This window comes from Pseudomonas zeae (assembly GCF_014268485.2).
Classification (GTDB): Bacteria; Pseudomonadota; Gammaproteobacteria; order Pseudomonadales; family Pseudomonadaceae; genus Aquipseudomonas; species Aquipseudomonas neuropathica.
In genome coordinates, this window is sequence record NZ_CP077090.1 from 1,462,235 (window position 1) to 1,482,741 (window position 20,507).

General features: G+C 57.7%; 22 protein-coding genes. 13 read left to right on the forward strand and 9 right to left on the reverse strand.

What is annotated here, in order from left to right:
• Positions 1–79 precede the first annotated feature (79 nt).
• Complete coding sequence (locus HU754_RS06335; RefSeq protein WP_186625366.1) at positions 80–736, reverse strand: alpha/beta hydrolase; 657 nt, start codon at positions 734–736, stop codon at positions 80–82.
• 467 nt (positions 737–1,203) lie between these two features.
• Between HU754_RS06335 and HU754_RS06340 the strand changes: the two genes are divergently transcribed.
• From HU754_RS06340 to HU754_RS06355, 4 genes are all read left to right on the forward strand, one after another.
• A complete protein-coding gene (locus HU754_RS06340) occupies positions 1,204–2,235 on the forward strand; it encodes an amino acid ABC transporter substrate-binding protein (RefSeq protein ID WP_095050968.1) in 1,032 nt (343 codons plus the stop codon).
• Positions 2,236–2,301: 66 nt separating this feature from the next.
• Positions 2,302–3,483, forward strand: a complete 1,182-nt coding sequence (locus HU754_RS06345; protein WP_093436981.1) for an amino acid ABC transporter permease — start codon at positions 2,302–2,304, stop codon at positions 3,481–3,483.
• A gap of 10 nt (positions 3,484–3,493) precedes the next feature.
• The gene (locus HU754_RS06350; protein WP_093436977.1) at positions 3,494–4,588 is read left to right on the forward strand and encodes an amino acid ABC transporter permease; all 1,095 of its coding nucleotides are present in this window, start codon (positions 3,494–3,496) and stop codon (positions 4,586–4,588) included.
• Between the two features lie 11 nt (positions 4,589–4,599).
• Positions 4,600–5,364, forward strand: coding sequence for an amino acid ABC transporter ATP-binding protein (locus HU754_RS06355; protein WP_008080191.1), 765 nt, complete (start codon positions 4,600–4,602; stop codon positions 5,362–5,364).
• A gap of 53 nt (positions 5,365–5,417) precedes the next feature.
• On the opposite strand, the gene HU754_RS06360 is transcribed toward HU754_RS06355, so the two are convergent.
• Both HU754_RS06360 and HU754_RS06365 read right to left on the reverse strand, forming a co-directional pair.
• Positions 5,418–5,906: a type II toxin-antitoxin system MqsA family antitoxin gene (locus HU754_RS06360; RefSeq protein ID WP_034154577.1), complete on the reverse strand. Its 489-nt coding sequence runs from the start codon at positions 5,904–5,906 to the stop codon at positions 5,418–5,420.
• Entirely contained in the window at positions 5,903–6,214 is a 312-nt protein-coding gene (locus HU754_RS06365) for a type II toxin-antitoxin system MqsR family toxin (RefSeq protein ID WP_186625368.1), read from the reverse strand. Before HU754_RS06365 ends, HU754_RS06360 begins: the two co-directional genes overlap by 4 nt.
• A gap of 166 nt (positions 6,215–6,380) precedes the next feature.
• Between HU754_RS06365 and HU754_RS06370 the strand changes: the two genes are divergently transcribed.
• The 6 genes from HU754_RS06370 to HU754_RS06395 all read left to right on the forward strand — a co-directional run bounded on the left by HU754_RS06370 (position 6,381) and on the right by HU754_RS06395 (position 10,828).
• The gene (locus HU754_RS06370; protein ID WP_186625370.1) at positions 6,381–7,040 is read left to right on the forward strand and encodes a FadR/GntR family transcriptional regulator; all 660 of its coding nucleotides are present in this window, start codon (positions 6,381–6,383) and stop codon (positions 7,038–7,040) included.
• A complete protein-coding gene (locus HU754_RS06375; RefSeq protein WP_093436962.1) occupies positions 7,030–8,334 on the forward strand; it encodes a CynX/NimT family MFS transporter in 1,305 nt (434 codons plus the stop codon). Before HU754_RS06370 ends, HU754_RS06375 begins: the two co-directional genes overlap by 11 nt.
• A gap of 204 nt (positions 8,335–8,538) precedes the next feature.
• Complete coding sequence (locus HU754_RS06380) at positions 8,539–9,009, forward strand: nuclear transport factor 2 family protein (protein ID WP_077571232.1); 471 nt, start codon at positions 8,539–8,541, stop codon at positions 9,007–9,009.
• Positions 9,010–9,048: 39 nt separating this feature from the next.
• Positions 9,049–9,351 carry a GIY-YIG nuclease family protein gene (locus HU754_RS06385; RefSeq protein ID WP_008083651.1) on the forward strand — a complete coding sequence of 101 codons (303 nt, stop codon included), beginning with the start codon at positions 9,049–9,051 and terminating at the stop codon, positions 9,349–9,351.
• Between the two features lie 50 nt (positions 9,352–9,401).
• The gene (locus tag HU754_RS06390) at positions 9,402–9,602 is read left to right on the forward strand and encodes a hypothetical protein (RefSeq protein WP_186625371.1); all 201 of its coding nucleotides are present in this window, start codon (positions 9,402–9,404) and stop codon (positions 9,600–9,602) included.
• Positions 9,603–9,919: 317 nt separating this feature from the next.
• On the forward strand, positions 9,920–10,828 hold the full coding sequence (locus HU754_RS06395) for a phage portal protein (RefSeq protein WP_225919991.1): 909 nt from the start codon (positions 9,920–9,922) through the stop codon (positions 10,826–10,828).
• Between the two features lie 19 nt (positions 10,829–10,847).
• On the opposite strand, the gene HU754_RS06400 is transcribed toward HU754_RS06395, so the two are convergent.
• Positions 10,848–11,129: a hypothetical protein gene (locus HU754_RS06400; RefSeq protein ID WP_186625375.1), complete on the reverse strand. Its 282-nt coding sequence runs from the start codon at positions 11,127–11,129 to the stop codon at positions 10,848–10,850.
• A gap of 214 nt (positions 11,130–11,343) precedes the next feature.
• Here HU754_RS06400 and HU754_RS06405 point away from each other — a divergent pair, with 214 nt between their 5' ends.
• Positions 11,344–11,598, forward strand: coding sequence for an ogr/Delta-like zinc finger family protein (locus HU754_RS06405; protein ID WP_186625383.1), 255 nt, complete (start codon positions 11,344–11,346; stop codon positions 11,596–11,598).
• A 33-nt stretch (positions 11,599–11,631) separates the two neighbouring features.
• On the opposite strand, the gene HU754_RS06410 is transcribed toward HU754_RS06405, so the two are convergent.
• Complete coding sequence (locus HU754_RS06410) at positions 11,632–12,015, reverse strand: DUF6124 family protein (protein ID WP_186625385.1); 384 nt, start codon at positions 12,013–12,015, stop codon at positions 11,632–11,634.
• 533 nt (positions 12,016–12,548) lie between these two features.
• On the opposite strand from HU754_RS06410, the gene HU754_RS06415 reads away from it, so the two are divergent.
• Positions 12,549–13,484, forward strand: coding sequence for a glutathione S-transferase family protein (locus HU754_RS06415; RefSeq protein ID WP_099758067.1), 936 nt, complete (start codon positions 12,549–12,551; stop codon positions 13,482–13,484).
• A 115-nt stretch (positions 13,485–13,599) separates the two neighbouring features.
• Here the strand turns inward: HU754_RS06415 and HU754_RS06420 are convergent, their stop codons facing one another.
• On the reverse strand, positions 13,600–13,950 hold the full coding sequence (locus HU754_RS06420; protein ID WP_186625387.1) for a glutaredoxin family protein: 351 nt from the start codon (positions 13,948–13,950) through the stop codon (positions 13,600–13,602).
• Entirely contained in the window at positions 13,950–14,954 is a 1,005-nt protein-coding gene (gene yejK / locus HU754_RS06425) for a nucleoid-associated protein YejK (RefSeq protein WP_095050956.1), read from the reverse strand. The genes HU754_RS06420 and yejK overlap by 1 nt, the downstream gene beginning before the upstream one ends.
• Before the next feature lie 395 nt (positions 14,955–15,349).
• On the opposite strand from yejK, the gene HU754_RS06430 reads away from it, so the two are divergent.
• Complete coding sequence (locus HU754_RS06430; RefSeq protein WP_003221909.1) at positions 15,350–15,631, forward strand: HU family DNA-binding protein; 282 nt, start codon at positions 15,350–15,352, stop codon at positions 15,629–15,631.
• Positions 15,632–15,823: 192 nt separating this feature from the next.
• Here HU754_RS06430 and rlmF read toward each other — a convergent pair whose 3' ends face one another.
• On the reverse strand, positions 15,824–16,843 hold the full coding sequence (gene rlmF / locus HU754_RS06435; protein WP_095119373.1) for a 23S rRNA (adenine(1618)-N(6))-methyltransferase RlmF: 1,020 nt from the start codon (positions 16,841–16,843) through the stop codon (positions 15,824–15,826).
• Positions 16,844–17,533: 690 nt separating this feature from the next.
• Entirely contained in the window at positions 17,534–20,380 is a 2,847-nt protein-coding gene (locus HU754_RS06440) for a valine--tRNA ligase (protein ID WP_186625393.1), read from the reverse strand.
• Positions 20,381–20,507: the final 127 nt, after the last annotated feature.

The window sequence follows — 20,507 nt, forward strand, 5'->3', positions numbered from 1 at the left end:
AATGTACGCCGGCCAGTGTAATGCAAGAAACGGGCGCGGCGTAGTGGGAGGGATCAAAGGGCGGTTTTAATCTCGACGCTTAGCGCAAACGTTCGCTCAACCAGGTACCGATGTCGCGAATTTCCTCGGGTAACACTTCGTGCTCCATTGGGTATTCCTGCCATGTCACGGTGACACCATGCTTCACCAAATGCTCATAAGCACTGCGCCCCATCGAGTTTTGCACCACGCCATCGAACTGGCCGTGCAGGCATATCGCGGGGATCCGCTGCTGACTGGCTGACAGCTCCATCTCATCACTGAAGGTCGGCGCATATGTCGACAACGCCAGCACGCCGCCCAACGGTCCCTGCCATTTCACAAAAGCGGTGTGCAACACCACCGCCCCACCCTGGGAAAACCCGGCGAGAAAAATTCGCGAGGCGTCTATTCCGCTGGCGCGCTCGTTTTCGATCAATTCAATGATGCGATCCGCCGACGCTTCCAGCTCATCACGATCGATCGCGCGTGCCGGGCTCATGGCTTTGATGTCGTACCAGCTTGGCATGGCATATCCGCCATTTATCGTCACTGCACGAGTTGGCGCCTGTGGCAACACGAAGCGCGTGCTCAGCAGGCTTTCCTGCAATGCCTCGGCCACCGGCAGGAAGTCGTAACGGTCGGCGCCGAGGCCGTGCAGCCAGATCACGCAGGCGTCTGCGGGCTTAACAGGCTGAAGAATCAAGGGCTCGGTCATGTCTGCTCCAAAAATGTGCGGACGCTCTCATTAAGTGCGTGGTTCGAGTGCGCGTCCGGTTGATCCGTTAAGAAGATGTCGCAAGGTTACAAGTTTTGCTATTGACCTGTCGCCGAATCGATTCGGCGAGCGGTGTGGTACGGGCTTTGCTATGGCTTGAACCGTGCAACCGATCTTGCGTGGGCGGTAACACTATCAGTGTACGACCCGCGACGGGATTGCAAAGAATCCGGTGATGGATGTTCGCCAATGGCCGCTACGGGCTTAGCGAATGTGAAAGGGCTACAGCCCGTTCGGCCGATTGGTGAGAAGTGAGTTGTCCATGATGTGGATTTTCTCCTACTAGACTCATAGCGAAGGTCTTACGTCGGTTGACCCCAAAAAAAGCCAACACGGGTCAACAACGCCTCAAAAGGGTGCGACTGGACTCAAGCTCCGACACAACAAGAGCAAAACTGGAGGTTTGAATGAAGATGTTGAAATCCACTCTGGCGATCGTGACTGCAGCAACAGTTCTCGGCGTCAGCGGGTTCGCTCAGGCGGGTGCAACCCTGGATGCCGTGCAGAAGAAAGGTTTCGTGCAGTGTGGCGTGAGCGACGGTCTGCCGGGCTTCTCGGTACCGGACGCAACCGGCAAGATCCTCGGGATCGACGCTGACGTCTGCCGCGCTGTGGCCGCTGCCGTATTCGGCGACGCGACCAAGGTCAAATTCAGTCAGTTGAACGCCAAAGAGCGCTTCACCGCGCTGCAATCGGGCGAGATCGACATCCTGTCGCGCAACACCACCATGACCAGTTCGCGAGACGCGGGCATGGGCCTGAAATTCCCGGGTTTCATTACCTACTACGACGGCATCGGTTTCCTGGTGAACAACAAGCTGGGCGTGAAAAGTGCCAAAGAGCTGGACGGTGCAACCATCTGCATCCAGGCCGGTACCACCACCGAGCTGAACGTTTCCGACTACTTCCGTGGCAACGGTCTGAAATACACCCCGATCACCTTCGACACCTCCGATGAAAGCGCCAAGTCGCTGGAATCCGGTCGTTGCGACGTGCTGACCTCCGACAAGTCCCAACTGTTCGCCCAGCGCTCCAAGCTGGCATCGCCGAAGGACTACGTGGTTCTGCCGGAAACCATTTCCAAAGAACCGCTGGGCCCGGTCGTGCGTAACGGCGACGACGAGTGGCTGGCAATCGTACGCTGGGTTGGCTACGCGCTGCTCAACGCTGAAGAGGCCGGTATCACTTCGAAGAACGTCGAAGCGGAAGCCAAGTCGACCAAGAACCCGGACGTTGCCCGTATGCTCGGCGCTGACGGCGAGTACGGCAAAGACCTGAAACTGCCGAAAGACTGGGTTGTGCAGATCGTCAAACAAGTCGGCAACTACGGCGAAATCTTCGAGAAAAACCTCGGCAAGAGCACTCCGCTGGAAATCGACCGCGGCTTGAACGCCCTGTGGAACAACGGCGGCATTCAGTACGCACCACCAGTGCGCTAATGGTTCTATCGCCCGGCGGGCCAACCGCCGGGTGATGTTCTTGTTCCATTTCTTCCGGGGCACTTCATGCAAAATTCAATCGGCGCACCAAAGCAGAGGCTCAGCCTCAGCGATCCACGAGTGCGTGCGTGGCTATTCCAGATCATCACCGTTGTGGCGGTGGTCTCGCTGGGCTGGTACTTGTTCGACAACACGCAAACCAACCTTCAGCACCGGGGCATTACTTCCGGTTTCGGCTTTCTGGAGCGCAGTGCCGGATTCGGCATCGCTCAACACCTGATCGACTACACCGAAGCGGACAGCTATGCCCGCGTCTTTGTTATCGGTCTGCTCAACACCCTGTTGGTGACCGTGATCGGCGTGGTTCTAGCGACGATCCTCGGTTTCATCATCGGTGTGGCACGGCTGTCGCAGAACTGGATCATCAGCAAACTGGCGACCGTGTATGTGGAAGTGTTCCGCAACATTCCGCCGCTGCTGCAAATCCTGTTCTGGTACTTCGCGGTATTCCTGACCATGCCGGGACCGCGCAACAGCCATAACTTCGGTGACACCTTCTTCGTCAGCAGCCGTGGCCTGAACATGCCGGCCGCGTTGGCCGCTGATGGTTTCTGGGCGTTCGTGATCAGCATCGTGGTGGCCATCGTCGGCATCGTGCTGATGTGCCGCTGGGCCAACAAGCGCTTTGAAGAAACCGGCGTGCCGTTCCACAAGTTCTGGGTCGGTCTGGCGATTCTGCTGGTGATCCCGACCTTGTGCGCACTGATCTTCGGTGCCCCGTTGCATTGGGAAATGCCGAAGCTGCAAGGCTTCAACTTTGTCGGCGGCTGGGTGCTGATCCCGGAACTGCTCGCCTTGACCCTGGCCCTGACCGTGTACACCGCGGCGTTCATCGCTGAGATCGTGCGTTCCGGGATCAAGTCGGTCAGCCATGGCCAGACCGAAGCGGCGCGCTCGCTCGGCCTGCGCAACGGCCCGACCCTGCGCAAGGTGATCATTCCGCAAGCCCTGCGCGTGATCATTCCGCCCCTGACCAGCCAATACCTCAATCTGGCGAAGAACTCCTCGCTGGCGGCCGGTATCGGTTACCCGGAAATGGTGTCGCTGTTCGCCGGCACCGTGCTCAACCAGACCGGTCAAGCCATCGAAGTGATTGCCATCACGATGAGCGTGTACCTGGCGATCAGTATCAGCATCTCTCTGCTGATGAACTGGTACAACAAGCGCATTGCGCTGATCGAGCGGTAAGGAAAAGCGCATGAGTACTCATACTTTCAAACCCGACATGCCCCCACCGAACAGCAGCATCGGCGTAGTGGCGTGGATGCGCGCGAACATGTTCTCCAGCTGGCTCAACACCCTGCTGACCCTGTTTGCGTTCTACCTGATCTACCTGGTGGTGCCACCGATCCTCAGTTGGGCGATTGTCGATGCCAACTGGGTCGGCACCACTCGCGCCGACTGCACCAAGGAGGGCGCCTGCTGGGTGTTCATTCAGCAGCGTTTTGGCCAGTTCATGTACGGCTACTACCCGACGGAGCTGCGCTGGCGCGTCGACCTGACCGTGTGGCTGGCGGTGATCGGCGCGGCGCCATTGTTCATCTCGCGTGTTCCGCGTAAAGCGATCTACGGGCTGAGCTTTCTGGTGCTGTATCCGATCATTGCCTTCACCTTGCTGCACGGCGGTTTTGGTCTGAGCAATGTGGCGACCAGCCAGTGGGGCGGCCTGATGCTGACCCTGGTTATCGCCACTGTCGGTATCGCCGGTGCGTTGCCGCTGGGGATTGTGCTGGCGCTGGGCCGTCGTTCGAACATGCCGGCGATTCGTGTGGTCTGCGTGACCTTCATCGAGTTCTGGCGCGGCGTGCCGTTGATCACTGTGCTGTTCATGTCCTCGGTGATGCTGCCGCTGTTCCTGCCTGAAGGCATGAACTTCGACAAACTGCTGCGGGCACTGATCGGCGTGATCCTGTTCCAGTCGGCCTATGTGGCCGAAGTGGTACGTGGCGGTCTGCAAGCGATCCCTAAAGGTCAGTACGAAGCGGCCGCGGCGATGGGCCTCGGTTACTGGCGTTCGATGGGCTTGGTGATCTTGCCGCAAGCCCTGAAGCTGGTGATCCCGGGCATCGTCAACACCTTCATTGCGCTGTTCAAGGACACCAGCCTGGTGATCATCATCGGCCTGTTTGACCTGCTCAACAGCGTCAAACAAGCCGCTGCCGATCCGAAATGGCTGGGCATGGCCACCGAAGGCTACGTGTTCGCCGCCCTGGTGTTCTGGATTTTCTGTTTTGGTATGTCGCGCTATTCCATGCATCTGGAACGCAAGCTCGACACTGGCCACAAGCGTTAGGAGTTCTGTAAATGAGTGAAGCAATCAAAAAGCCTGTAGGTCCTGAAGGCATTATTCAAATGCAGGGCGTCAACAAGTGGTACGGCCAGTTCCACGTGCTCAAAGACATCAACCTCAACGTCAAACAAGGCGAGCGTATCGTCCTGTGCGGGCCGTCGGGGTCCGGTAAGTCGACGACGATTCGTTGCCTCAATCGTCTGGAAGAACACCAGCAGGGCCGCATCGTCGTCGACGGCGTGGAACTGACCAACGACCTCAAGCAGATCGAAGCGATCCGCCGTGAAGTCGGCATGGTGTTCCAGCATTTCAACCTGTTTCCGCACCTGACCATTTTGCAGAACTGCACCCTGGCGCCGATGTGGGTGCGCAAGATGCCCAAGCGCAAGGCTGAGGAAATCGCCATGCATTACCTGGAGCGCGTACGCATTCCGGAGCAGGCGCACAAGTTTCCGGGGCAGCTGTCCGGTGGTCAGCAACAGCGTGTGGCGATTGCTCGCGCGCTGTGCATGAAACCGAAAATCATGCTGTTCGATGAACCGACTTCAGCGCTCGATCCGGAGATGGTGAAAGAGGTGCTCGACACCATGATCGGCCTGGCTGAAGACGGCATGACCATGCTCTGCGTGACTCACGAAATGGGCTTTGCCCGCACCGTGGCCAACCGTGTGATCTTCATGGATAAAGGTGAAATCGTTGAGCAAGCGGCGCCGAATGACTTCTTCGATAATCCGCAGAATGAGCGGACGAAGTTGTTCTTGAGTCAGATATTGCATTGATGGTTTGTGAGTAAAACAAACCCGGCCTTGTGCCGGGTTTGTTTTTTTGTGGGTCAGGAAACGGTAAGGGTTTCGTGTTCCTTGTGCACTGTGTGCGTGAAACCTCGCAGGTCTGCGCCTTCAGCCAAGGTCTGGATATCGACGAGCATGTAGGGATGACGATCCAATAAGCGCATCAGCAGCACCAATGCTTTTGGGGGAAGTAACTCGCCCCGTTCGTAGCGAGAGAATGCGTTATGCCCGCCACCAGAGAGCAGTTGCACTGTCTCTTTCTGCGTCAGGTGCAATTTGCGTCGAATTCGTTTCATCTCGGCGCCGATCATTTGTCTGCCAGCGAGAACCAACTCATCACCGGCATCACAATAACGCTCAGCACTATCGGTGTCGAAATCCCATTCCACTTCACCGCACTTCTGGCACTCCCAACCAGATAGATCGTCTACACGGCGCTCCATGCCTTTGACACTCAGGGTTTCTCCGCGACCCTGGAAATGCCTCATTCCCTCACGTGCACCGCAGCTGACACATTGCTGGGTTTTCATGGGTTTTTCTCCTTGAAGGAGATTACCGGTGGGCTGCCGCCGGGGCGATAGGTCACCTTGATGTAAATCTCCTGATCTCGTGAATTGATGTGATACACGTCTTGCCAGATTCGATGATCGTCATAAGTCGTCATCGATTTGTACAACATCCTGGTTTGTAGCTCGAAAACGATCTCTAGCATTTCGCTGAGGTTGAAGCCGAGTTTCTCAGCTGATTTAACCGAAGCTTTGGTGAAAGCTTTTCGACCTAACCGCCTCACCTCAGCCTTGATCACCGCCAGCTCATAATGGGGTGTGTTCTTTTCCATAAGAAACCAAAACCCTGTCCCTGAAATTACCCTTAAAGGGTAATTTTGACCAATCGAAAATCCCGCTCCATGTGTCTCCGATTGACCCTAGATGGTTGCCGTCCTACACGGGTCTGACTAACATGTCAGAAAATTCATCCTATGATTGGATGAAAGGGAAAATCCTATGTCAGACATTTCTCCACTCGTTAAGCGATCCCTGGTCGATCAGGCTCTGGATCAACTCCGCCAGCGCATCAACAGCGGTGCCTGGAAGGTCGGCGAGCGTCTGCCGACCGAACCCGAGCTGTGCGCCGAGCTGGGTATCAGCCGCAACACCGTGCGCGAAGCCATGCGCGTGTTGGCGTTTTCCGGACTGATCGAGATTCGCCAGGGCGATGGCAGTTACTTGCGCGCCGTGGTCGATCCGCTCGATACGCTCAAGGCCTTGTCGCGCTGCTCGCTCGATCAGGCGCGGGAAACCCGGCACATCCTCGAAGTCGAGGCCATCGGCCTGGCGGCGTTGCGCCGTACCGACGAGGACCTCGTCGCATTGCGTGAAGCGCTCGGCACCAGCGGCAGCCACTACCACGGCGATCTCGACACCTATATCGCCTGCGATCTGGTGTTCCACCGTCGTCTGGTCGATGCCGCGCACAACCCGACCCTCAGCGAGCTTTATCGCTATTTCTCCAGCATCGTCGGTGCGCAATTGCGCCAGACCCTGAATATCGTCCCGCGCCGTCAGGAAGTGTTCGACTTGCATATCGAGTTACTCGATGCGGTCGAGCAACGCGACCCGGAACGGGCCAAAGCTTTGTCGAGGCAGTTGATCAATGAACCTTGAAACCGAGAAATCCATGTCCCGCAGTGAGCTATCCACAACCCCAAAGCGCACGGCAGAGCTTGAAGAGCTGCTGATCGACGCCGAGGCTGACGACGAGCAAGTGCAACAAAGCCACCCGCTGGTGCGCCGGCCGTGGTTGTTGCTGCTCGGCTTGATTCTGGTCGCGCTGAATTTGCGTCCGGCGCTGTCGAGCATGGCGCCGCTGCTCAGTGATGTGTCGAAAAGCCTCGGTTTGTCGGCGGCTCAGGCCGGTTTGCTGACCACACTGCCAGTGCTGTGCCTGGGATTGTTCGCCCCACTGGCACCGATTCTGGCGCGGCGTTTTGGCGCTGAACGGGTGGTGTTGGGAATTCTACTGACACTGGCCGGCGGGATTATCTTGCGCAGCAACTTCGGCGAGATCGGCCTGTTCGCTGGCAGCGTATTGGGCGGCGCGAGTATCGGCATCATCGGAGTTTTGCTGCCGGGCATCGTCAAGCGCGACTTCGCCAAACACGCCGGCACCATGACCGGCGTGTACACCATGGCGCTGTGTCTGGGCGCGGCGATGGCGGCGGGTTCCAGCGTGCCGCTGAGTGAACATTTCGGTCACAGTTGGGCGATGGGCCTGGGTTTCTGGGTGATTCCGGCGCTGGTCGCGGCAGTGTTCTGGCTGCCGCAAGTCGGGCAGAAACATGGCGCGCACAACGTCGCCTACCGTGTGCGCGGGCTGCTGCGTGATCCGCTGGCCTGGCAGGTGACTTTGTACATGGGCCTGCAATCGTCGCTGGCCTACATCGTGTTCGGCTGGTTGCCATCGATCCTGATTGGTCGCGGCCTGACGCCGACCCAGGCCGGCCTGGTGTTGTCCGGTTCGGTGATCATCCAGCTCGCCAGTTCGTTGGCTGCGCCGTGGCTGGCGACGCGCGGCAAGGATCAGCGTCTGGCGATCGTCGTGGTCATGGCGCTGACTCTTGGCGGGCTGTTCGGGTGCCTGTACGCGCCGATCGAAGGCCTGTGGGGCTGGGCGATTCTGTTGGGGCTGGGGCAGGGCGGTACGTTCAGTCTGGCGCTGACGTTGATTGTGCTGCGTTCGCGTGATTCGCATGTTGCGGCGAATCTGTCGAGCATGTCTCAGGGTTTCGGTTACACGTTGGCGTCGATGGGGCCGTTTGCGGTCGGCGTGGTGCATGACTGGACCGGCGGCTGGAATGCCGTGGGCTGGATCTTCGGCATCATTGGCACTGGCGCGATCATCGCCGGCCTCGGCGCCGGGCGTGCGCTGTACGTGCAAGTGCAAAGCGAGAAGATCTGACGCGGTTCAAACTGTAGGAGTGAGCCTGCTCGCGATAGCTTTATACCAGTCAACGTTGCGCTGACTGACACACCGCTATCGCGAGCAGGCTCACTCCTACATGGGTTTTGTGTACAGCGGGTATTCGGTTTACGAATGCCGATAGTGTTTCTGCGCATTGCAGATTATCGTGCTGGCACTCTGTACCTATTTTGGAGTTTGCCCATGAGCGAAGCCCACGCCGCGTTGATCACCCGCTTCTACCAGGCCTTCCAGCGCCTCGATGCCGAAGCCATGGCCGCCTGCTACACCGACGACGTCGTGTTCAGTGATCCGGCCTTCGGCGAACTGCGCGGGCGCGATGCCGGCGACATGTGGCGCATGCTCACCACCCGCGCCAAAGACTTCTCGCTGACCTTCGACAACGTCCGCGCCGATGAGCGCAGCGGTGGCGCACATTGGGTCGCGACCTACCTGTTCAGCCAGACCGGCAACATCGTCATCAACGATATCCAGGCCCGCTTCGTCTTCCGTGACGGCAAGATCTGCGAACACCACGATCACTTCGATCTGTGGCGCTGGTCGCGTCAGGCACTGGGTTTCAAAGGCCTGCTGCTGGGCTGGACACCGCTGGTGCGCAACGCCGTGCGCGCCCAGGCATTGAAGGGACTGAAGGCATTTCAGGCCGGTCGCTGATAAGATCGCGGCCTGTTTCCTACACGTCTTGATCCCGAAGTGACCAGCCTTAGCGAAAAATCTGTCGACGTCGCCGAACCCGTGAGCAAGTCCTGGTTCGTCTACCTCGTTCGCGCCGCCAATGGCTCGTTGTACTGCGGGATCAGCGATGACCCGGTGCGCCGTTTCGCCAAGCATCAAAGTGGCAAAGGCGCACGGTTCTTCCTCTCCAGCCCGGCGATGGCGCTGGTTTATACCGAACTGTGCCGCGACAAGAGCGATGCACTGCGCCAGGAACGCTTGATCAAAAAACTCAGAAAGAGCGCCAAGGAATGCCTGGTCGCGTCTTATCAATCTGACTGATTGGTTCTCTTCAGTCTGGCCTGTCGTACCTGACGCTGGCATTCGTTTACGTGCCAGGCCGCGAAGGTTCAGGAATCTGCAAGCGTTTCAACGATCAGTACATCGGCAGCGATGTCACCGGTGTGGGTCGCGGCGTGTTCGATTTGGTGCGCGATTTATATCCACGAGCCACGCCGATCCATTACAGCCTGGAGACCAAAAACATGTTGGGTGCTAAAGGCTCAGGACACGATTCAGGTTCGGCGCATTGAGTGGGATGCGGGTTGGAATGATATCGCCGCGGCATTCCTGACCATCAAGCGCGCCGCGACGAACAGCGGCCAGATCACTTATAGCGTTTCCCGCGCCGACGCTACTGGCCATACCGATATCGCGTGAGCGGTGATGCATGCGCTGACCAACGAATCCCTTAACGTCAACAGGAAGCGGCGCAATCGCTGGTCAACCCTCGAAGGCACTCATGAGCGAACCCACGCTACAAACCCTGCGGGCATCAGCAGTGCAATCAACCGCACGCAAGGTGCGGACGTTCATCTTCGGCGAGTCGGATTCGGTACTGGCCGGGCACATGGGCGAATACCTGGGCGTGTTCGCCAGCGACGACGGGCAAATTTACACGTCGCCCGTGTCGCGCACGGGGCTGGCCAAGTTGCTGAGGGCCAATGCGCATCACGGCACTATCCCGCGCTTCAAGCGCAACCTGTTGCTGCGTGACTTCATTCCATCGGCCGGGTGCAGCGCGCAAACCATGGGCCGTGCAGCGCTGGATTTTATGGTGTTTGGCGAAGGGTACTTTCAGCGCAAGCGCAATGTACTGGGGCAGGTGCTGGAACTCAGGCACCTGCCCGCGTTGAACATGCGGCGCAAAGTGGGGGGCGGCTTTGTAATGTTGCTGCCTGATGGTAAGCAGTTGCATTTCGACGAAGAGGAGGTTGAGCACGTCATGGATTACGACGTGGAACAGAACATCTACGGGGTGCCGGACTACTTGGGCGGGATGCATGCGTTGCTGCTCAATGAGTCGGCGACGCTGTTTCGTCGTCGGTATTTCAACAACGGTGCGCATGCGGGGTTTGTGTTTTACACCAATGATCCGAATTTGACGGAAGAGGACGAGAAAACACTGCAGGCGAAAATTGCTGGCAGTAAGGGAGTGGGAAACTTTCGTTCGCTTTTCGTCAACATTCCCGGGGGAAGCGACAAGGCTATTCAAATTATTCCGATTGGGGACATTGCCACAAAGGATGAGTTCGAGCGCATCAAGAACATAACCCGTAATGACGTGATTGCAGCATGGAGGATGAACCCGGCGCTGGCGGGAGTGATGCCGGAAAACGCGGCGGGATTTGAGGGCATTGAAAAGATTGACCGAGTCTACACTAACAACGAGATTCGGCCAATCGGTCACCTGTTCATGCAGATTAATACTAATTTGAGGAAGGATAAAGCTGTCGGATGGAGGGGGCACGGCGAGTAATTAGTAATGAATTTAGACCTCAACGGTCATTCTTTTTAAATTCTTCATCGAGAGAGCGATTGTAGAAAACATCAGCATTATCAATAACTCCAAGGTCTACTATCAATATGCTGTCGAGTTGTACTTCGACGTACAGGGCGGGAGAGCTGTCATGCTGGTAGGCGGCGAGTTCCACAGTTTGGGTTCTGTTATCATAATACCTAACTTTATATTGTTTATGCACTTCCTCGCCTACGAAGACTATATTGGCGGTAAGGCCGGAACGTTCGGCTATTATAAGAGTGTTATATAAATCATACATTTTTGGTTTTCCTTTTTGAAGTTAGTGGTGGGTTGCAGATGGTTGTTCAAATAATCATGCTTGCAATGCGATTTTGTATGTTTTCTCGATAATAGTTAACTGTCATGTCTGACAGTTTTTTAGATTGATCTGCTATAATTCGGTTGGTAAAAAGAAATAAGATAATAAGCCTGCTGAGTAGGCATGTTGAGATAAGTATGATTAAGGGACGCCTATGCGAGTGGTTTGTAAATCGTGTGGAGAGAAAGGAAGGGTTGTCTCTCGTGATGAACTCTCTTTGGAGTTTGTTCGGCTTTATTGTCAGTGCAGTTCTGTCGTTTGCGGTCACACGTGGGTCGCAAACTTGACGTTCTCGCATACGTTGAGCCCTTCGTCTCAAGCAGTTGACCGCCTGCTGTTCGACCGCTTGCGAAGCCTTCCACGTGAGAAGCAGCGTGATTTGTTCGAACAGCTAGGGTCATTAAGGTAGTGGCGAGATCGGTGCTCTCGCCACTACGTATCACTACTCAGTCGGCACTAACTTATCCAGCACCTGATTGACTGCCATTTCCGCCACCATGACGACTTGGGCAATGCCTTGCAGGGTTTTGCGGTGGGGACCTTCAAGCACTGCTGCAAAGTCGTTGAGCATCACGCTGGCGGATCCCAGGGTTTCGCACGCATCGACCAGCAACGGTTCGGTGCCGGATTGTGGGTTGGCCATGTAGAGGCGGTTGGGTTGGTAGGGCGTGGCCATGATCTGGGCGGTGGGTGGCCCTAGGTAATGGTTGAGTGCGCGTTCGGCGGCTTCGTTGAGTTTTTTCGAATCGAGGGATTCGTAGGGGGACGTCGGATTGGTGATGGTTGCCGGGTCTATTACCGGCGGGTTTGGCGTTACTTTGAACATGGTGACTAACCTCTTTGAGGCCGCAATCCTTAAGCCGCTAAGCGAAAGGGTGGCGGCTATGCGCAAGTTAGCGGACCGGTAGTCACCTAAACCCGGCGCACCCGAGGGTGCCATGCGCACAGCCACCATCAAGTGCAGGCGAATGCCTGACTGGATAGACATGTGCAACCGTGGTGACTAGCCGAGCCGCTAAGCTCGATCACTGCGAATCAGTGACCGTCCCAAATTACGCAGCAAGTCCAAGGCGCACAAGCCGGCGGATTCTGGCGCACGCGTAGGCAGTGGCGCAAGAATTTGTGGGCCTTTGCGCGTAACACTGAGTGTCTTTAAACGGATGTGGAAAATTGCGTGTAATTACCGAAGAGTTCCATGACTTTATCAGTCGGACAGTGCGTTAACGCCATATCTGGATGACGCGATCACTGCAGCACTCTTATCAATCTGACTGATCAGTTCCCATCAGGCAGATCTGTAGGCTGCTAAGCAAATGCACGCTAAGCTGCGGGCTCACTATCTGAGCGGCGGAGCCGAGCATGTCCGAGTTGATTCTGCATCATTACCCGACCTCCCCATTTGCCGAGAAGGCCCGTCTGCTGCTGGGCTTCAAAGGCTTGTCGTGGCGCTCGGTGCATATCTCGCCGGTGATGCCGAAACCGGATCTGACCGCCCTGACCGGTGGCTATCGCAAGACGCCGGTGTTGCAGATTGGCGCTGATATCTACTGCGACACGTCGTTGATCGCTCGTCGTCTCGAGCAAGAGAAGGCTTTGCCAGCGTTCTTCCCCGAAGGTCAGGAGTTCACCACCGCCAGTTTCGCCACTTGGGCTGACTCGGTAGTGTTCCAGCATGCGGTGAGTCTGGTGTTTCAGCCGGAATCGGTCGCCGTGCGCTTCGCCAAGTTACCGCCGGAAGCGATCAAAGCTTTTATCGCCGACCGCGCCGGTTTGTTCTCGGGTGGCAGTGCCACACGTCTGTCCGCCGAACAAGCCAAGCATCAGTGGCCGACGATCATGGCGCGTCTGGAGCAGCAGTTACAGCGCGAGCAAGGCGACTTCCTGTTTGGCGAGCCGTCGATTGCTGACTTCGCATTGGCGCATCCGCTGTGGTTCCTCAAGGCGACGCATGTGACGGCGCCGCTGGTGGATGAGTATCCGGCGGTTTCGGCGTGGCTGAGTCGAGTGCTAGGCTTTGGTCATGGCGCGGCGAGTGCGATGACGTCGGAAGAGGCGCTTGAGGTCGCACGCAACGCTACACCGGCGGCATTGCCGGATGAGCAGTTTGTTGATCCGAACGGCTTCAAGGCTGGCCAGCAGGTGGCAGTCTCGGCGACGGATTACGGGGTTGATCCGGTGGTGGGTGAGTTGCTGTTTGCCGGCAGTGAAGAGCTGATCATTCGTCGCGAAGACGAGCGTGGCGGCGTGGTGCATGTGCACTTCCCGCGATTCGGCTTCCGCATCGAAGCCCGCTGATCTCTCAAGTCTGATGCAAAACTTTGTAGGAGTGAGCCTGCTCGCGATAGCGGTGTGTCAATGGCGGATTTATCGACTGACACACCGCTATCGCGAGCAGGCTCACTCCTACAGGTTATTTCAGGGCGGCGAGGATTTCGTCCGGGTCAAAACCGCGAATCAACGTGCCATTCACGTCGATCAACGGAATCCCGCGTCCACCCAATGCCTCATACGCCTTGCGCGCCTCGGCATCCTTCTCGATATCGAACTCCTTGAACGCAATCCCTTTGCTGTCGAGAAAGCGTTTGGTCTGCTTGCAGTAGCCGCACCAGTCAGTGGCGTAGAGCACGACGCTGGCCTGTGCGCGCGTCTGCTCTGCAACCATTTGCGACGGGTTGAACAGCCGCTCGATCTTGCCCCAGTTCTGATAGACGACCACCACCAGCAGAACCAGTGCAACCTTCTTCAGCACATTGCCGAGCATCAGTTGCGGCGCTTCAACTGATCGGTGAGCGACGTTGGCAGGCCCTTGATCACCAAGGTGCCAGCCTCTTCGTCGTATTCGATCTTCGAGCCCAGCAGGTGCGCTTCAAAGCTGATCGACAGGCCTTCGGCGCGGCCGGTGAAGCGGCGGAATTGATTCAGGGTGCGTTTGTCCGCAGGAATCTCCGGCGACAAGCCGTAATCCTTGTTGCGGATGTGATCGTAAAAGGCTTTCGGACGCTCTTCGTCGATCAGCTCCGAGAGCTCTTCCAGGCCCATCGGTTCGCCGAGTTTGGCCTGGCTGCTGGCGTAATCGACCAGGGTCTTGGTCTTCTCGCGGGCGGAGTCTTCCGGCAGGTCTTCGCTTTCGACGAAGTCGCTGAACGCCTTGAGCAGCGTGCGGGTCTCGCCCGGGCCGTCGACGCCTTCCTGGCAACCGATGAAGTCGCGGAAGTACTCGGAGACCTTTTTGCCGTTCTTGCCTTTGATGAACGAGATGTATTGCTTGGACTGCTTGTTGTTCTGCCACTCGGAAACGTTGATCCGCGCCGCCAGGTGTAATTGGCCGAGGTCGAGGTGACGCGAAGGGGTCACGTCCAGCTCATCGGTCACTGCCACGCCTTCGCTGTGGTGCAGCAGGGCGATGGCCAGGTAATCGGTCATGCCTTGCTGATAGTGGGCGAACAACACGTGACCGCCAACCGACAGGTTCGACTCTTCCATCAGCTTCTGCAGGTGCTCGACCGCGACTTTGCTGAACGCGGTGAAGTCCTTGCTGCCTTCCATGTATTCCTTCAGCCAGCCGCTGAACGGGAACGCGCCGGACTCCGGATGGAACAGGCCCCAGGCTTTGCCCTGTTTGGCGTTATAGCTCTCGTTGAGGTCGGCGAGCATGTTCTCGATGGCTGCAGACTCGGCCAGTTCCGTGTCACGGGCGTGCAGAACTGCGGGCGTGCCGTCGGGTTTTTTGTCGATCAGGTGGACGATGCAATGACGGATCGGCATGGGCTTCTCGGCTGTAGGAAGGGAGGAGGGCTGGCTCCCCCGAAAAAGCGCTAAGTGTACCGCAACCACTGGTTTTGGCGCGGGTTGTAGGGCAAAACCGGGGCGCGCACTGACGCATATGCAGTTTTTTACCGATTTAGCGCAATAAAGCTGACCAAATGGGTAGCTAGAGGCGGATATTTCCCCGTCTCTGTGCTAGTTTTGCCCGGTCTTACGCGAAGTCACTGCGTTAAGCGTGCAATCAGCATTTGTCAGGTCGAACCAAACCCTGATTTCGGTATCTATAACCCGACTCGTCGTGGTTATCGCCGAGGGTGCCAGATCCAGAAGATCGGGCTCGATGGCTGACACTGCACTCTGCAATCCATATGAATTTGATAGGGAAGGAACACTACATGGCTCTTACTAAAGACCAACTGATCGCCGACATCGCTGAAGCTATCGACGCGCCGAAAACCACCGCGCGTAACGCTCTGGACCAACTGGGCCAAATCGTTGCCGATCAGCTGGAAAACGGCGGCGAAATCACCTTGCCAGGTATCGGCAAGCTGAAAGTGACCGAGCGTCCTGCCCGCACTGGCCGTAACCCTTCGACTGGCGCTGCCATCGAAATCCCTGCTAAGAAAGTGATCAAGCTGGTTGTGGCCAAAGGCCTGACCGACGCTGTGAACAAGTAAGACGCAGCAATAAAAAACCGTGCACCGGAGTGATCCGGGCACGGTTTTTTTGTGCCTGCGATTTGGCGCTGCCCACTGAAACCAATGTGGGAGCGAGCCTGCTCGCGAAAGCGGTGGGTCAGTCGATATTGAAGCTAACTGACACACCGCCTTCGCGAGCAGGCTCGCTCCCACAGGTGGATCTGTTGTGTGTCAGCGAACCCAGCGCTCGCGGCGCCAGATCTGCTGCTCGGACTTGGTCTGGAAGGTCCAGGCCACAAAGCGGCTCTGCTTCTGGCCCTGAGACATCTCGACGACCTGGCTTTCCAGCACCCCGGCTTTTTTCAGTGCGGTTTCGATGGCCGGCAAGTTCGAAGCTTTCGAGACCAGCGTGCTGAACCACAACACTTTATGCTGGAAGTTGGCGCTCTCGGCGATCAGTTGCGTCACGAAACGCGCTTCACCGCCTTCACACCACAACTCCGCCGACTGACCGCCGAAGTTCAGCACCGGCAGTTTGCGTTTCGGGTCAGCCTTGCCCAGTGCGCGCCATTTGCGCTCGCTGCCCTTGGTAGCTTCGTCCATCGACGCGTGGAACGGCGGGTTGCACATGGTCAGGTCAAAGCGCTCGCCTGGCTCCAGCAAGCCAATCAGGATGTGCTTGCGGTTTTCCTGCTGACGCAGCTGGATGACTTTGTTCAGGTCGTTGGACTGAACGATGGCTCTGGCGGCCGCCACAGCAGTCGGATCAATCTCCGAGCCGAGGAAGTGCCAGCGGTATTCGCTGTTACCGATCAGCGGATACACGCAGTTGGCGCCCATGCCGATGTCCAGCACGTTGACGATAGCGCCGCGCGGGACCTTGCCGTCGTTCATGCTCGCCAGCAAATCGGCGAGGAAGTGCACGTAATCGGCACGGCCCGGAACTGGCGGGCAGAGGTAGTCTGCCGGGATGTCCCAATGCTGGATGCCATAGAACGACTTGAGCAGCGCCCGGTTGAAAACGCGCACCGCATCGGGGCTGGCGAAGTCGATGCTTTCCTTGCCGTACGGGTTGGTGATCACGAACTTCGCCAGTTCCGGCGTGGTTTTGATCAGCGCCGGGAAGTCGTAACGACCCTGATGGCGATTGCGCGGGTGCAGGCTGGCCTTTTCACGCGGCTCGACGGTCTTGGCCGGGGTCGCGGAGTCAGGCTTCTTGCGCGCAGGTTTGGGTGTGCGGGGGGCGTTCATGGGCGTGATCGATTCGGGTATGGCTGAAAGTGGCGGGTATTGTCCCACATCTATACGGTACCCGAGTAATCGAGTGAAAAAGGTATAAACATCGCAACTACCGATTCCAAATCGGTCTTGGAAACCTGTCATATATGACAGTAGGCGCATTTGTCGAATACGGCTTTACTGGCGACGTCTTCTCCAGCCGGAGATTCTTCAGGGAGTGATTGAGATGATTCAACTAAGTGAAGCGACCTTTCCAAGTGCCCCGTCAGGAATTATCAGTTGCGGAAGTAACCCGAGTCCCTTAAAGGGCATTCTGGTTAATGTCGAAACTCATCCGGAGCTGGTGGTGGGCGACGTAATTACCCTGACATCCCAAGCCTGTTCAGGTCTCAACGGTACGGGGCCCATAGCAGGAACGAAAGCCACTTTCGCCCAGACCTTAACGCAGAGCACGCAGAAACTACGATTCAACGTTGAACCGTACGATAAATGGATCAAACCAATACTTGACCAAGCCAATGGGAGTGGGTCGCTGCTTGTGAGTTATGTCGTAGAGCGAGGTTCTTCTGAAATCGGTACTTCACCACCGTCATTCGTCGCTATCGCACTCAAGCTACCGAGCGGTGAACCCTGCCAGGAGTAATAAACCGGTCATAAAAAAGGGAGGCCCATGCGGCCTCCCTTTTTCATTGCGATTTGCCCTTACAGGCTGGCAATCCGCGCGTGCTGCTCGGCCAGTTTGCCCAAGGCTTGTTCAGCCTCGGCCAGTTTGGCGCGTTCCTTCTCGATGACTTCGGCCGGGGCCTTGTCGACGAAACCAGCGTTGGACAGTTTGCCGCCGACGCGCTGGACTTCGCCCTGCAAACGCAGGATTTCCTTGTCCAGACGCGCCAGTTCAGCGCCCTTGTCGATCAGTCCGGCCATTGGTACCAGCACTTCCATCTCGCCCACCAGCGCGGTGGCGGACAGCGGCGCTTCTTCGCCGGCCTGCAGAACAGTGATCGATTCCAGACGCGCGAGCTTCTTCAGCAGCGCTTCGTTCTCGGTCAGACGGCGCTGATCTTCAGCGCTGACGTTCTTCAGGTAGATCGGCAGTGGCTTGCCCGGGCCGATGTTCATTTCGCCACGGATGTTACGCGTGCCGAGCATCAGTTCCTTGAGCCATTCGATGTCGTCTTCGGCAGCTGGATCGATGCGCTCTTCGTTGGCCACTGGCCACGCTTGCAGCATGATCGTCTTGCCCTGAATGCCGGCCAGCGGCGCGATGCGCTGCCAGATTTCTTCAGTGATGAACGGCATGAACGGGTGCGCCAGACGCAACGCCACTTCCAGTACGCGAACCAGCGTACGGCGAGTACCGCGCTGACGTTCAACCGGCGCGTTCTCGTCCCACAGCACAGGCTTGGACAGCTCCAGGTACCAGTCGCAGTACTGGTTCCAGATGAACTCGTACAGCGCTTGTGCTGCCAGGTCGAAACGGAATTGATCCAGCTGACGGGTCACTTCGGCTTCAGTGCGTTGCAGTTGCGAGATGATCCAGCGATCCGCCAGCGACAGCTCGTAGGCTTCGCCGTTCTGGCCGCAGTCTTCGCCCTTGTCCAGAACATAACGCGCGGCGTTCCAGATCTTGTTGCAGAAGTTGCGATAGCCTTCGACGCGGCCCATGTCGAACTTGATGTCGCGACCGGTCGAGGCCAGCGAGCAGAAGGTGAAGCGCAGGGCGTCGGTGCCGTAGCTGGCGATGCCATCGGCGAACTCGTCGCGGGTCTGCTTCTCGATCTTCTTCGCCAGTTTCGGCTGCATCATGCCGGAGGTGCGCTTCTGCACCAGTTCTTCCAGCTCGATACCGTCGATGATGTCCAGCGGATCCAGAACGTTGCCCTTGGACTTGGACATCTTCTGGCCCTGGCCATCGCGCACCAGACCGTGCACGTAAACGGTCTTGAACGGCACCTGCGGTGTGCCGTCCTCGTTCTTGATCAGGTGCATGGTCAGCATGATCATCCGGGCAACCCAGAAGAAAATGATGTCGAAGCCCGTCACCAGTACGTCGGTGGAGTGGAATTTCTTCAGGAATTCGGTCTGCTCAGGCCAGCCCAGAGTGGAAAAGGTCCACAGGCCAGAACTGAACCAGGTGTCGAGGACGTCGTTGTCCTGTTGCAGCGCCACGTCCGGGCCGAGGTTGTGCTTGGCACGCACTTCGGCTTCGTCACGACCGACGTAGACCTTGCCAGACTCGTCGTACCAGGCCGGAATCCGGTGGCCCCACCACAGCTGACGGCTGATGCACCAGTCCTGGATGTCGCGCATCCACGAGAAGTACATGTTTTCGTACTGCTTCGGCACGAACTGGATACGGCCGTCTTCAACGGCAGCAATCGCAGGCTCGGCCAGCGGTTTGGTCGACACGTACCACTGGTCGGTCAGCCACGGCTCGATGATGGTGCCGGAGCGGTCGCCTTTCGGCACTTTCAGGCCGTGGTCGTTGACGCTGACCAGCAGGCCGGCGGCATCGAACGCAGCTACGATTTGCTTGCGCGCTTCGAAACGCTCAAGGCCGGCGTATTCAGCCGGAATCGCGCCATCGATGCTGTCGTTCAGCGTACCGTCGAGGTTGAACACCTGGGCGGCTGGCAGCACGTTGGCGTTCTTGTCGAAGATGTTCAGCAGCGGCAGGTTGTGGCGCTTGCCGACTTCGTAGTCGTTGAAATCGTGGGCCGGGGTGATTTTCACGCAGCCGGTGCCGAATTCAGGATCGCAGTAATCGTCGGCGATGATCGGGATGCGGCGGCCAACCAGTGGCAGCTCGACGAATTTGCCGATCAGGGCTTGGTAGCGCTCATCGTTCGGGTTCACCGCAACGGCGGAGTCGCCGAGCATGGTTTCCGGACGGGTGGTCGCTACGATCAGGAAGTCGTTGCCTTCAGCGGTTTTTACGCCGTCGGCCAGCGGGTACTTCAGGTTCCACAGGAAACCTTTCTCGTCGTGGTTTTCCACTTCGAGGTCGGAAATCGCCGTGTGCAGTTTGGTGTCCCAGTTGACCAGACGCTTGCCGCGGTAGATCAGGCCGTCTTCGTGCAGACGCACGAAGGCTTCTTTGACCGCTTCCGAGAGACCGTCGTCCATGGTGAAGCGCTCGCGGCTCCAGTCCACGGACGAGCCGAGGCGGCGGATCTGACGGCTGATGTTGCCGCCGGATTGATCCTTCCACTCCCAGACCTTCTCGAGGAATTTCTCGCGGCCCAGATCGTGACGATTCTGGCCGGTGGCTTCCAGTTGACGCTCCACCAGCATTTGCGTAGCGATGCCAGCGTGGTCGGTGCCCGGCTGCCACAGGGTATTGCGACCCTGCATGCGGCGGAAACGGATCAGGGCGTCCATGATCGCGTTGTTGAAACCGTGACCCATGTGCAGGCTGCCGGTGACGTTCGGCGGCGGGATCATGATGGTGTAGGAGTCGCCCGCGCCTTGCGGGGCGAAGTAGTTCTCGGACTCCCAGGTGTTGTACCAGGAAGTTTCAATGGCGTGCGGCTGGTAGGTCTTATCCATGCGCGGCGGGACCCTATTGGCATTAATTCAGGAAAAGCCGACGAGTATAGCGGGGCATGGGGCCGAGGGCGAGCGGGGGAGGCCTGGCGGGGATCTAAATGTAGGAGTGAGCCTGCTCGCGATGCAG